This window comes from Pedobacter cryoconitis (genome assembly GCF_014200605.1).
GTDB classification, from domain to species: Bacteria; Bacteroidota; Bacteroidia; order Sphingobacteriales; family Sphingobacteriaceae; genus Pedobacter; species Pedobacter cryoconitis_B.
This window is the reverse complement of the sequence record NZ_JACHCE010000011.1, coordinates 76,217-88,715: the sequence shown is the minus strand read 5'-3', so window position 1 is coordinate 88,715 and position 12,499 is coordinate 76,217. Positions and strand designations below refer to the sequence as shown.

12 protein-coding genes are annotated in these 12,499 nt (G+C 37.6%); 4 read left to right on the top strand and 8 right to left on the bottom strand.

The window, feature by feature from the left end; genetic code table 11:
- Positions 1-9: 9 nt before the first annotated feature.
- On the bottom strand, positions 10-753 hold the full coding sequence (locus tag HDE68_RS23975) for a DUF1080 domain-containing protein (RefSeq protein WP_183884822.1): 744 nt from the start codon (positions 751-753) through the stop codon (positions 10-12).
- 574 nt (positions 754-1,327) lie between these two features.
- Between HDE68_RS23975 and HDE68_RS23970 the strand changes: the two genes are divergently transcribed.
- Positions 1,328-2,023, top strand: coding sequence for a hypothetical protein (locus tag HDE68_RS23970; RefSeq protein WP_183884820.1), 696 nt, complete (start codon positions 1,328-1,330; stop codon positions 2,021-2,023).
- 1 nt (position 2,024) lies between these two features.
- On the opposite strand, the gene HDE68_RS23965 is transcribed toward HDE68_RS23970, so the two are convergent.
- Positions 2,025-2,864 carry a helix-turn-helix transcriptional regulator gene (locus HDE68_RS23965; RefSeq protein WP_183884818.1) on the bottom strand — a complete coding sequence of 280 codons (840 nt, stop codon included), beginning with the start codon at positions 2,862-2,864 and terminating at the stop codon, positions 2,025-2,027.
- 195 nt (positions 2,865-3,059) lie between these two features.
- Here HDE68_RS23965 and HDE68_RS23960 point away from each other — a divergent pair, with 195 nt between their 5' ends.
- The 3 genes from HDE68_RS23960 to HDE68_RS23950 all read left to right on the top strand — a co-directional run bounded on the left by HDE68_RS23960 (position 3,060) and on the right by HDE68_RS23950 (position 6,438).
- A complete protein-coding gene (locus HDE68_RS23960) occupies positions 3,060-4,127 on the top strand; it encodes an L-dopachrome tautomerase-related protein (protein ID WP_221300940.1) in 1,068 nt (355 codons plus the stop codon).
- A gap of 80 nt (positions 4,128-4,207) precedes the next feature.
- Positions 4,208-4,432: a hypothetical protein gene (locus tag HDE68_RS23955; RefSeq protein ID WP_183884814.1), complete on the top strand. Its 225-nt coding sequence runs from the start codon at positions 4,208-4,210 to the stop codon at positions 4,430-4,432.
- Positions 4,433-5,310: 878 nt separating this feature from the next.
- A complete protein-coding gene (locus HDE68_RS23950; RefSeq protein ID WP_183884812.1) occupies positions 5,311-6,438 on the top strand; it encodes a linear amide C-N hydrolase in 1,128 nt (375 codons plus the stop codon).
- Positions 6,439-6,586: 148 nt separating this feature from the next.
- On the opposite strand, the gene HDE68_RS23945 is transcribed toward HDE68_RS23950, so the two are convergent.
- The 6 genes from HDE68_RS23945 to HDE68_RS23920 all read right to left on the bottom strand — a co-directional run bounded on the left by HDE68_RS23945 (position 6,587) and on the right by HDE68_RS23920 (position 12,499).
- On the bottom strand, positions 6,587-6,976 hold the full coding sequence (locus HDE68_RS23945; protein WP_183884810.1) for a nuclear transport factor 2 family protein: 390 nt from the start codon (positions 6,974-6,976) through the stop codon (positions 6,587-6,589).
- 144 nt (positions 6,977-7,120) lie between these two features.
- Positions 7,121-7,987 carry an AraC family transcriptional regulator gene (locus tag HDE68_RS23940; protein ID WP_183884808.1) on the bottom strand — a complete coding sequence of 289 codons (867 nt, stop codon included), beginning with the start codon at positions 7,985-7,987 and terminating at the stop codon, positions 7,121-7,123.
- 540 nt (positions 7,988-8,527) lie between these two features.
- Complete coding sequence (locus HDE68_RS23935; RefSeq protein ID WP_183884806.1) at positions 8,528-9,181, bottom strand: MBL fold metallo-hydrolase; 654 nt, start codon at positions 9,179-9,181, stop codon at positions 8,528-8,530.
- A gap of 125 nt (positions 9,182-9,306) precedes the next feature.
- Positions 9,307-9,555 (bottom strand): hypothetical protein, encoded by a 249-nt coding sequence (locus HDE68_RS23930; RefSeq protein ID WP_183884804.1) that lies wholly within the window; start codon positions 9,553-9,555, stop codon positions 9,307-9,309.
- A gap of 14 nt (positions 9,556-9,569) precedes the next feature.
- Complete coding sequence (locus HDE68_RS23925; RefSeq protein WP_183884802.1) at positions 9,570-10,865, bottom strand: TolC family protein; 1,296 nt, start codon at positions 10,863-10,865, stop codon at positions 9,570-9,572.
- A gap of 35 nt (positions 10,866-10,900) precedes the next feature.
- The gene (locus tag HDE68_RS23920; protein WP_260171853.1) at positions 10,901-12,499 is read right to left on the bottom strand and encodes a DHA2 family efflux MFS transporter permease subunit; all 1,599 of its coding nucleotides are present in this window, start codon (positions 12,497-12,499) and stop codon (positions 10,901-10,903) included.

Below are 12,499 nucleotides of genomic sequence, written 5' to 3'. Positions count from 1 at the left end.
CCGGGTACATTATGAATGTACCTCAGCCTTTGCTAATTTCCTTATTTTGATATTTTTAAATGAGATCCCTTTATTCCAATCCTGCAAGGCAATACGTCCTTTCAGATGTTTCCCGAATTCTGGAAAATTCTTAAAATTAGTATTCGCAACTGCCTCTTTCCAGTGAATTGAATTCAGGTTTTCTTTAGCAGTTACTATCCCATTGAGTATAAATTCAATCTTCCCATCCTGTTGTCTGATCACCGAATGGTTCCATTCATTTAAAGGTTTAAGTTCTGCCGGATTCAACTGGGGAGAGAAATTATAGAGACAACCAGAACGCTTCATTTCTTTCTCATAATCATGATGCCCCTTTTCCAGCAGTTGATATTCCGGACCTGAAGCCCAGGCAGTAGGGATATCCGCCCGTTCAACTACATTGATAAATACTCCGCTATTCCCCTCTTTAGATATCTTCCAGTCAAAACTAAACTCATAATTTTCAAAATCCTGATCAGTTACCAGATCTCCATGTGTGGCATCAGTACCAGGAAGACAGATTAATTCTCCGTTCTGGGCCACCCAGGCCGAAGAAATATTACCCTGATTGTAGAGGTGCCAGCCATTTAAGGTTTTACCATCGAATAGCAATTGATATCCCTGCGCTTTCTCCTCACTGGAGAGTTCGTTATCCTTAGGCTTCGGGGAACTGCATGAGGAGATGACTGCAGCGGTTAGTCCTGCAACAACGATTAATCCTGTAACTTTCTTCATAAAAAATAGTATATAATAAAACAAAATCTATTTTGCAATATAATGCAAATTTGTATTTTTTTGCAAATAATTATATAAAATTATCGCGTATACTACTATTAAAGACGATGATGGAAACTGGATAGGAATAACTTAGGCGTTGTCCTATTAAGAAAGCATGCGTGGTATCCACCATGAGCATGCTTTCAATGTTAACTAACTAAATTGGCTTTCGCCTTTACAGAGTTTAACCAAAACACTGTAAATCCTTATATATCTTACAGTTATTCGTCTAACACAGTATTAATAATGATCATAAATTTCTCAGTTCATAATCCAGTCTTTCTATAAAGACAACTTTTATAGCAAAATGTTGCATAAAAATTAATTTAAATTGATAGACGAAACCAGAAAACCTGATTTAATTGAACTGGCAAAACCAGAAAATTAAGAGAAACAAATAATTGTAATTCTTAAATGATAATATGTAATTTAGAAAATAGCATTTGCAGATAAAAGTGAGTGAGGAAAAAAATAAAATTAATATCAGAATTGTATATAACCATTAGCACTATAAACCAACAAAACTCAAACGATGAGTAACTATTCATTAACAGCTCTCCTTTCAATCCCTGATGAAGCAGGTTTTTTATTTCCCGGCAGACATTTCGAATACATCTCTGGCGGCCCGCTTTACGAGGTCATGATTAATAAACTCGAAACAATTCCTCAGATTGCTAAAATCATTGTGAACACCGATTCTGGTAGGATTAAAAAAAATTACGCCCATTCAAACAAAGTAAAAGTTATTAATGTCTACACGGCAGAACCTTACGAAACTGAATTAGAGCTTACCTCCGATAAGTTAACTTCAGCCCTGCTTGAGCACGTAGAAGGTGAGCATTTCCTGCAACTCGGCCCAATTTTCCCCTTTCTCAAACGACAGACAATCGAAAGTGTGATCGAAAACTACAATAAATATGTAATCAATCCAGAAGACCGCAGGCACGATTCAGTTTTTACCATCAAAACGCTTAATCGCAGATATTACGACAGCGACAAAGATATTATACGTGAAGACCGTCCAAACACCTTTATAGAAGATGGTATATTACATGTGTTTAACCGTAAGACCTTCCTGGAAGGTGGCAACCGTAAAGTCGGTAAAAGCCCTTTTTCCTATCCTATTGATGATATTGAGAACCTGGCTATAGATTCAGAAGATAATTATCAGCTCGCTATTCTTGTAGATGCGAACCGCCGTCGCTTTCCACGTATTTTCAATAGCTAAATTAGCCATTCATTGCATCTCTAAATGCTTTAGGGCTAATACCTTTTTGTGATTTAAAGAATTTATTCAGGTGGCTCTCATCTGTAAAACCAAGCTCATTGGCTATCTCAGTAATACGCAGATCACTGAAACGCAGTCTCGCCTCTACCAGCCTGATTCTAAGGTTGGCGATATACTGCTGCAGTGTTTCATTGGTATGTTTCTTAAAATACTTACCAAAATAATGACCTGAGATAGCAAATTGGTTGCTTAAACTTTCCGCCCTCAGTTTTTCAGGATTATAAATATTGGCCTGAATATAATTCAAAAGCTCAAGCGCCTTTTCTTCTGTACCTTCTTTAACCGCAGCAGGCATGTATTTCGCAATATTACGGGCAACGATTACAATGAGCGTATCCACCAGTTTAACGATCAATTCCTTATTATACAGATCACGGTTTACATATTCTATCATCATTGCTTCAATCAATGAGCGTACCAATGGCTTATCAGAAAAGTTATTGAGAATACAGCCCGGCTGATGACTCGCATTATTCAGAATATATTCCAGCCTTTTCACATCATCCGTATGAAAATCCTTTGAACGGATATACACATTGCCAAACCGCAGAAAAAAGAACTCAGTAGTAGTCTCAATCTCAAAAGAATGACAGTCTTCGGGGGTAATCAGAAACATGTGATCTGCATGATAGCTGAACTTATTATTATTAATGCACTGTTTACCTGTACCGGATAAAACATAGACAAGCTCAAAGAATAAATGTCTGTACTCTACTTTAGGGCATTCATCTAATTTTTTATAAACAACCTCAAAAGGTTCGTACAGGATTTCTCTGTTCATAACTGCTGATTAATTAAGATACAAATATAAACTATAACCAAAGCTCAATTCCAAATTAGCCTAAATATACTGTTGTATAGCAAATTTATACTGATATAAATCAGGAAATCAGTTCATATTTGCCCTATCGAAACAATTAACAAAAAATATTATAAGAACAATAACAAGATGATTAAATTAAAACTAATGTTTTTTATGGCCGTATTCTTAACCGCAAACACCATATCAGCACAAGAACTAAAACAGAATCAGCACACAAAATCTGTTGATCAGGAAAATAATACACAGCCAGAGCCCGAAGAAGTAGCAGCAATGGATGTACGTCCAGGAGATGTTGCAGTATCTGCCGAAGGAAGAGTATTTGCAACAATTCATCCATTGGGCAGCCAGAAAATACAATTGGTAGAAATCATCAGCGGAAAAGCTATTCCTTATCCGGATGCCAGTTATCAGAAAAACAATAAAAAAGCCAGTGACGCTACATTTGATGCCATGCTGGGGTTGATTTTTGATAAAAACAATAAACTGTGGGTAATTGATATGGGTTTAGAACTCGGAAAGACGAGATTATGGGCATTTGATATCAGCACAAACAAAGTGATAGAGAAAATAGAATTACAGGCATCTGTGGCCCCTAAAGGTACCTTTGCACAGGATGTAGCTATAGATGAAAAAAATGGATGGGCCTACCTCGCTGACATTGCCAATCCAGGGATTATTGCCTTAAACCTGAAAACTAAAAAAGCGACAAGATTTAGTGGTCACCCCTCTTTACAGGCAGAAGATAAAGACATGATCATCAATGGAAAAGTTGTTCTTTTTGGCGGAAAGCCAGCCCGTGTAGCTATCGACCCAATTACCCTTTCTGCTGACAGGGAAACCCTGTTTTTTGGTGCAATGAACAGTAGTTCCTGGTATAAAGTACCTGCAAAACTTTTCAGGAAACAAAAAGATAACTATACCATAGGTCATTCGATTACCAGAGTTGGAGAAAAGCCTTTTAGTGATGGTGCACTAACAGATGCAGATGGCAATCACTACTTTACGAACCTGCAGGAGCACGCCATTACTAAATTGGATGTTAACGGAAAACTGAGCAACATTATAAAAAATGAACAGAAGTTGTTGTGGCCTGACAATGTATACCTGGCTCAGGATGGATGGTTATATATTTCTACCAATCAATTGAATAGTACTACAGGATTTACCGGGAAACCCGATGATGGAACACCACCTTTCTACATCTACAGATGTAAATTATAATTATCAGCATTATCAGCCCCCATTGCCATAGAATTTTACAAAAAGTTATATATATTGAGCCTATATTAAAATTTGAACTGATGAAAACTATTAAAATATTCTCCTTTTTAGCATTTATGTTTACTGTGCCTTTCAGTTCCTTTTCTCTGGATAAAACCGGACAGGTTTATCTCATGCGTGCTACAGGTTATACAGGAGCTGTAATCAATTACAGACTATATATTGATAACCAATTGGCGTGTAAGTTAAAAAAAAATCCTTTTCTATACAAGATATCAGTGCCGGCGAACATACCGTTAGCGTAGCAAGCTGAGGAATATCAAACGGAAAACAATCAGTACCGCTAAAGATAACTGTAGTTGAAGGTAAAGTCAACTATATCAGCGTGGTGAGTACACAAAGCGGTTATTTGAATAAAATAACTTGTCAGGAAATCACTAAAAACTCAGCTGATCCTCTTTTAACGAAAGCAACTCAAAATAAAAACTGTTTACCGGATAAATAGAGTTTAACAAATCAAAAATAGCCATAAATCAAAATCCCCAGCTTCCGGCTCTCTTTAAATATCTCACACTGATCTTTCTTTCTGTCTCTGTAATATTATCCCAGAGACAGAATAGAAGACACTATTTCAGCCAAAGAAAATCTCAATATAGGATTTAAGATTTCAAAATACGGCCATTCGTCTTCTTCTGGTAATTTATCCCTTCCTCTAAGCTTATGTTTTCTGGTATCATCATATAATCCTCAGCATAATTCAAGCATGGAATGTATGATCTGTTTATCGGACTTATCTTCTTTAGCCCTGTAGTATATTGTTAAGGCAACCAACTTTCTGTGACATCATCCATAAGATTAATTCAAAATCATCATTATAAAGCAACCGACATATAAATCAGCGGGTCATTAAGGCAATAACTATCGAATATTTAACTAAAAGAGTCGAAAAATAAATAATAAGAAATGAACAAAAGTCACAACGACCTTCAAAAGCAAATAAAGTCGACTATCCGAAACACAATTAACTGAATGAAATGAATATAGCGCAATAAGAAACAAAATATACCTTTGATAAAACAAAAATATACACAATAAAGACATAAAATACAGTATAAATAAACAGTAATTCAAACTACTGAATTCAATTTCGGTCATTCTTATTTTAAAATCTAAAACAAAAATTATGTGTACAGGAATTCAAATTAAAACAACAGGTGGCGACCCCATTTATGCGCGCACTATGGAGTTTTCAAGCCCTCTTAATTCAGCAGTTCTGGTTATCCCAGCGGGACATTTATTTAAAGCTATTGATATTGATGGTAACCCAACAGCAGTGACGCAAGGGAAAACACAGAGAGGAATCACAATAACGACAGGGGTCACAGCATTGGCCTGGGTATCCAAATATGCAATAACAGGAATTAACGGAATGGCCCGGGAAGTTATTGCAGACGGAATAAATTCCGAAGGATTAGCTGTTGGCTCATTTTACCATAATGGCTATGCAGAATATATGAAAATTGCACCAGCTGACCTTAAATTTTCTTTGAGTTCTGTAGACGTACCTGCCTGGTTACTTTCTAACTATACAACCGTAGCAGAAGTTAAAATATACATCAAAAATCTAAAAATTAATACGGGAGCACCTAATGTTAATGGTAAGCAGGGAATTACCTATCCCCTGCATTATAATATCCATGATGCACAAGGCAATGCGCTTGTAATTGAATGTATAAAAGGTGAATTAAAAATTTATGATAACCCAAAGGGAGTATTGACCAATAATCCTACTTTTGACTGGCATCAAACCAATCTTCGCAATTATGTCAATCTTTCACCTGTAGACAAATCTGTTGATACCACCGATATAGCAACATCGACAAAAAAAGATACAATAACCGCTTTAGGACTTGGAAGTGGTCTTCTTGGGTTACCAGGCGACTTCACACCGCCTTCCCGCTTTATCCGTGCTATTGCATTCACCCAAAGCGTATTTCCTTTTGAGAAACCATTAGACGCTGTTACACAGGCTTTCCATATATTGAGTTCTTTTGACATACCCAAGGGTGTTTCAAGATCAGGTATAGATGAAAAAGGTGAACCAATTTGTGACACAACTTTATGGACCAGTGCAGCCGATCTGAAAAACAAAATATACTATTTCCATAGCCGTAATAACAGGACTGTCCGCATGGTAGACCTCGGAAAATGGACTTTTACTCCACAATCAAAAATTACATCATACGATATAATTGATAAACAAGAAGTAGTGCAAATTAACTCAAAAAGCGCCCTTGCGCCACTAAATTAATCTTAACGTCGATCAGAGTAAGCGTTCAGAGTAATTACAAAAGAATAAATTAGTTCGGTTCACACAATCCCGGAATCAAGAACAGCCCCACAGAAATGTGAGGCTGTTCTTCCGTAATTTGCAAGTGCTATTAACGAAAAAAAAATGGCTATTTTTCATAGACATGAAATACTTTCGATATAATTACCCATTCTCCATTGATTTTCAGCAATGAGTGATAATCAATACCATCCTTGCCCGCCGCATTTTTTTCATATTCTACACGGCCTGTAGCTGTGGTTGCTGTTTTATGCAAAACATCGATCTGAGTTTTCAGCTCAGGTGCCGGGCCGTGCTTTGCCACGGAATCATACAGATTTGTAATATTTCCCTCAATAAGGTACTCTTCCCAATGCCCGTACATAATCGCGTCCGGATGAAAAATTTTCTGCAGCTCCTCTACGTTTCCTGTTCTCAGACCTTCTGCATAACGCTCAAGTACTGAATTAACTTCTTTGTAATCTTCAATGGTACTGATATTCCCGTTTAACAATGTCATAACCGATTTTTTTAAATTAATTATTTTATCCTGCAAAAATAAAGTGTCCAATCATCAGACATTTTTCTAAAACGTCCGGATAATTTTTCTTTTTAGTCCAATTTTAAAAAGCAGGGCAGAATGCAGAAAGGCACATTAAAAAAATCAAATCTGGTAAAACGTAGGTGCCTGTCCGTAATAATTTTTAAAGATCCTTGAAAAATGCGAAACGTTTTCAAATCCCAGTGAAAAACAGATATCCGATACTGAGAGTTGGGTCCTCTCCAGCATTTCTTTTGCTTTCTCAAGACGTTTCTCCCTTATCCAGGTGGCTGGAGGTATATTATAGACTGCCTGAAAATCCCTTTTAAAACTCGAAAGGCTTCTTCCAGACAGATAGGCCAGCTCTTTAAGTGAAATTGGTGAAGCATAATGTTGTTCCACAATATGACGGATTTCAGTACGTAGCGGTTGATAAATTTGTAAGATCTGCTGAAACATAGCAGGGTTGCCTATTGCCATATGATACAACATTTCCATCATTTTCAGACGAAGCTGACCTGGGTAGACTCCAGAACTGTCATGGAAATAGGGTTTGAGAGATTCCAGAAATGTAATCAGGCATTCGGTCATAGGATACACCCCGGATTCAGCTACCTCTTCGGTTTCTTTTGGGGTTATTTTTTCTACAGAGGCAAGGAAAGACTTGATCAGCACATCTTTTATACTAAAAATTACCCCGTGATAAATAGCGTTCAGATCAGGGCTCCCCTTCTTTTCATAATGAACAGCCGTTGCCTTCTTCAAAAGGATCATTTCATTTTTCCCAATTTGGCAGGTCTGTTTTCCATAAGTAAGTGTAACACTTCCTTCTAAGATAAAAAACAATACATGTTCTTCAAGATACATGGTCCCCTGTTCTTCCACATGGTGAATGCACTGTTCAATTACTGTACACTCATCAAGGACCAAACTATTTTGTGAAGTTTCACCATTGACAAGCTGGGCAGGCACTTTTATTATCTTTTTCATTATATACAAATCAATACTGAACGCGTCATATTCAAGAATACCAAATATACAATTACAACAGCATCGCCCCGATTTTTACGCTAAAAAAACAGCACGATCCTGCTGAAAAACAACGCAAAAACGGATAATTATACCTCAAAAAAACAGGCTGAAGAACCTTCACGTAAGTCACTGTATACCAACATATTAAGCGCAACTTGTCCAGGCATCATTCAGAGATGCTCCAGAGGTGCTTCAAACCTTGTCCGGTTTTTATCGGATAAACACTGAATTGAAAGTGAATTACTTTTTGAAAAAAAACTAATTACTCCAGTGTTTAACTAGCCCTGTAATAGTGATTCCATCTAAACCAAACAGGATTAATGTCATTTCACAGGAAATCAACGTATTAACAAAGATCAGAAGAAAAACCGGAAACGTGGTGATCTGCTAGTAATAAAGCATGTGTTTGTTCAAGACCAAAAAAGTGTTATAAAAAGCCTTGAATTATCGCTCAACAGGCTCAGATTACTAAAATCCTCAGGGTAGAAATCAGCCGGCTTATTTAAAAGCAAGAGGATCAGGCTGATTTTTCCGCATCCGGAAATTCACAAATGCTTCTCTCGTGTTCAGCAAAAAATAGAGATTATTGCGGAACAAAAAGCTGAGTTCCCTGCCTGGGGTTTGTCCGAAAGAATGCCCTGGCCAGATCAGCACCTGAGGCGGAAGATATTTCTTTATAAATTGTACAGAATCAAATAAAGAATTTACCAGCAGATCATCACTAAGCCCTACACCTTCAATAAAGATAGTATCGCCTGTAAAACAATGATCACCAATCTGATAACAGGTACTACCCTGAGTATGACCGGGAGTTAATAAAGCTTTAACAGTAAAATTGCCAATGATCAGTTCTTCTAAATGCTGCACAGCAATCAGATGCAGACAATTGAAGTTATAAGCACTGATCTCAATTGCAGACATATATACAGGGGCAGCATATTCTTCTGCAAAAACAGCAGCCAGATCTGTATGATCACGATGTGAATGCGTTAAAAGAACCCCTTTCAACGAAATCAGATTATCTTTCAGAAAATTATTAATCAACTCATAATCCCAGGCAGGATCTACCAGAATACCCGAATTACCTTCATAAATAAGATAACACTGATTTTTTATCAGTCTGTTAGATACCCGAAAAAGTTTGACTTCCATGTTTCCTGTTTTTATCCGGCAATAACCTTTAGCGCTTTCGGTTATAAATTATATCCCGCAAAATCAGCGCCGGTTTATAAAGGGTTCATGTCAATATATAAACAAGAACCCTCAATTCAAAAAAATTAAAGGAGTTTACCTCCTCTTTTCTCAAACACGTCTAATAAAACTGCATGCACTTCTACCCTTTCCAGTTGTTGTACTAGTTTTTTACTGATATCTTCATCAGCTACTATACGAAGAATTTTATCAGTGTCATCAAGATCCTGGCTCCATTCGATAATACTGCTAAAACCAGTAATCGCCTTTTTAATACTATCCAGATCAAATGGCGTCCTGATAACTGTTGAAATAATGAGTATAAACTGAGACATATTTTTAATTCTATCTACCAATATTTTAAACCAGTTAATTTTGCAATTGTAAGCTGTGCAACACATAACTGATATTTGTATTGTAAATTGGTTAACTCTGCTTTTTGTACATTGGTACTTGCATTAGTCAATTCCAGGTAAGTCCCAATTCCATTTCTATAACGGCTATGCGCAAGTTTTTGTGCTTCTTTAGCCTCTGTTACCTGTCTTCCGGAATTGACCAGACTGGAAGTATTACTTGTAATATCAATCATAGCCTGCTGAATATCATTCCGGTAAGCATTGCTCAGGCTTTCTTCCGAAAATTTAGTTTGCAAAAGCTGGCTTTGTGATAACCTTATCTGTTTTTTAGCTCTTCCACCCTGGTAGATTGGAATATTCAGGGTTACACCTGCAGCATAATTATACCGGAATTTATCAAGATCAGGCGTAAAACCATTTTTATAACCAGTACCACCGCTCATAACCAGTGAAGGTTTACCACCAGTCTGGCTGACTTTAAGTTCTGCTTCAGCCTGCTGAACCCTATCCTTAATCAATCTGAATTCCGGATGATTATTTTGTGCTTCGGCCAGCGCTTCATTCAGATCATATTTATTCTCTACCGGGAAAACAAAATTTGAAGAACCGGTCTTAATTCTTGTTCCTGTAGCATACTCCATTAAAGCATATTGCTTATTCAGACTATTTTGCAGGTCTATCTTACGGTTTCTTTCCTGATCAATAGTGGATTGAATGGAGAGTACATCGTATTTAAGGGCGTCTCCATTTTTAAATTTTATTTCGGTATCTTTCCTATTGTCTTCCAGAAAGCTGATCACGCTATCCTGTATTGCGATTGCTTCTTTAAGATAAGCGATCTGATAATAAATACCACCCACCTGAAATGCCATCTGGTTCTGATTAAATTCCAGGTTGTCTTTAGCATATTGCAAACCTGCTTTAGCACGGTCTACGCCTGCTTTAACTACACCAAAATCCCAAATTGTATAGCTTGCATCTAGAGAGGTATTGTAATTACTTTTAGGCATAATATTGAAATTAATAACCTTATCCCCGGCAGGAATACTGATCTCAGAGACTGGATTCGTGTATCTGTAGCTGCCAGTTGCCTGTACAGAAGGCAGACCTGCAGATCTGGCCAGAGTGATACGTTGTTGTTCGACATCTACAGCCTGTCCCAGTTCTTTGAACTGAGGGAAATAGGTAAATGACTGAGCAATTAATGTTTTAAGAGTTCCCTCGTTTTCCTGCGCATGCAAAGCAAAAAACAGAGAAACCAGGGTTATAGTAAGGAATAACTTTTTCATATTTTTATGATTAATAACAATTGACAGCGTTCATATTAATGTGCTGCAGCAGCGACTTTTGCCCTTGTTTCAGCATCCATCGTTTCATTTTTTAACAGGAGCATAAATGGGATTGTACAGACAAAGAAAATAGCGATCAGCAGAAAACCATCTAAATAGGCCTGCATTTGTGCCTGATTAGATAAACTGTGATCCAATACCCCATTTGCAGCCTGTCTGGCTATTGAAGGATTCATTCCTTTAGCAATCATCCCTTGTGTTATCCCATAGAGACGCTCGTTTAAAAGCGGGTTATTTTCCTGAAGATTAGAAACCAGGTCCATCCGGTGCGTTGCAAAACGGTTAGTAGCGTAAGTATTCATAATTGCAATCCCAAATGCCCCTCCTAGCTGCCGGAACATATTATTGAGAGAGATACCATAAGGCATATCTTCTGTTTTTAAGCCTACTACAGCCTGGGTTAACAAAGGGACAGTTAAACAGCCTGTACCTACCCCGCGACAGATCTGGGTGATGATAAACCACCATTTATCAGCGTCCGGGGCAGCTTGTGAAGAAGTATATCCATGTAAAATAAACAGGGCAAAACCCAGAGAGACAAAGTAAATTGGCTTTATTCCTTTCCCTAAGCCTGCCCCAATAAATGGCATCGCAAATATGGTAACCAGTGCACCCGGAATCATTGATAAACCAGATTCTGTGGGCGTATACCCCATAACTCTCTGAACCATTACCGGAAACAGATAAACAGAGCCAAATAGACCAAAACCGCATACAAAAGTCAGGATATTACTTCCAATCAGGTTTCTGCTTTTCATAACCCTCAGATTGATTGCAGGGTTTTTAGTAGTCAGTTCCCACCAGATAAACAGGCCAAGTCCTAATATAGCAGCAGCAGTCAGGTAACGGATGGTCTCATCCTCAAACCAATCATCAGACTGCCCTTTTTCCAGAATATACTGGAGTGCACCTATACCTATAGTTAATGATAAAATACCGATATAGTCAATTGGAATAGATTTTCGGTCAATATTATATTCATCAGCTTTTTTGTCCACAAATTTCCAGGTTAGCAAAGCCGCAACTATTCCGATAGGAATATTGATATCAAATATCAATGCCCAATGATAGTTATCTACGATATATCCACCAAGAATGGGACCTATCGTTGGTCCGATTACTATACCCATCCCAAAAATACCACCAGCAATTCCTTTTTCTTCAGGTTTGAACTGATCAAACAAGATCCCCTGCGAAACCGCAAGCAGTGCACCGCCACCTACTCCCTGTACAAACCTCCAGAACACAAGCATCCATAAAGAACCTGCATTGCCACACATATAAGAGGCCAGTGTAAACAGGATAATTGAAGCGAGGTAATAGTTCTTCCTTCCAAAATAGCGGCTCAGAAATCCTGTTAACGGAATAACAATTACGTTTGCAATGGCATAAGCCGTCACTACCCACGATGCATCTTCAAGTGTTGCCCCCAGCGTCCCGCTAATATTGGTTAGTGCAACATTGACAATCGAGGTATCAATCAGCTCCATGACGGCCGCGGTAATACAGGTAATTACAATGAGTATTTTTATAAATTTATTTCTTTCGCCTTCCATTTTAAAATTTGGTAACAT

Bases quoted from the DNA above. Each gene is read 5' to 3' on its own strand.
- HDE68_RS23975 (WP_183884822.1), bottom strand. From the start codon at position 753: ATGAAGAAAGTTACAGGATTAATCGTTGTTGCAGGACTAACCGCTGCA.
- HDE68_RS23970 (WP_183884820.1), top strand. From the start codon at position 1,328: ATGAGTAACTATTCATTAACAGCTCTCCTTTCAATCCCTGATGAAGCA.
- HDE68_RS23965 (WP_183884818.1), bottom strand. From the start codon at position 2,864: ATGAACAGAGAAATCCTGTACGAACCTTTTGAGGTTGTTTATAAAAAA.
- HDE68_RS23960 (WP_221300940.1), top strand. From the start codon at position 3,060: ATGGCCGTATTCTTAACCGCAAACACCATATCAGCACAAGAACTAAAA.
- HDE68_RS23955 (WP_183884814.1), top strand. From the start codon at position 4,208: ATGAAAACTATTAAAATATTCTCCTTTTTAGCATTTATGTTTACTGTG.
- HDE68_RS23950 (WP_183884812.1), top strand. From the start codon at position 5,311: ATGTGTACAGGAATTCAAATTAAAACAACAGGTGGCGACCCCATTTAT.
- HDE68_RS23945 (WP_183884810.1), bottom strand. From the start codon at position 6,976: ATGACATTGTTAAACGGGAATATCAGTACCATTGAAGATTACAAAGAA.
- HDE68_RS23940 (WP_183884808.1), bottom strand. From the start codon at position 7,987: ATGAAAAAGATAATAAAAGTGCCTGCCCAGCTTGTCAATGGTGAAACT.
- HDE68_RS23935 (WP_183884806.1), bottom strand. From the start codon at position 9,181: ATGGAAGTCAAACTTTTTCGGGTATCTAACAGACTGATAAAAAATCAG.
- HDE68_RS23930 (WP_183884804.1), bottom strand. From the start codon at position 9,555: ATGTCTCAGTTTATACTCATTATTTCAACAGTTATCAGGACGCCATTT.
- HDE68_RS23925 (WP_183884802.1), bottom strand. From the start codon at position 10,865: ATGAAAAAGTTATTCCTTACTATAACCCTGGTTTCTCTGTTTTTTGCT.
- HDE68_RS23920 (WP_260171853.1), bottom strand. From the start codon at position 12,499: ATGTTACCAAATTTTAAAATGGAAGGCGAAAGAAATAAATTTATAAAA.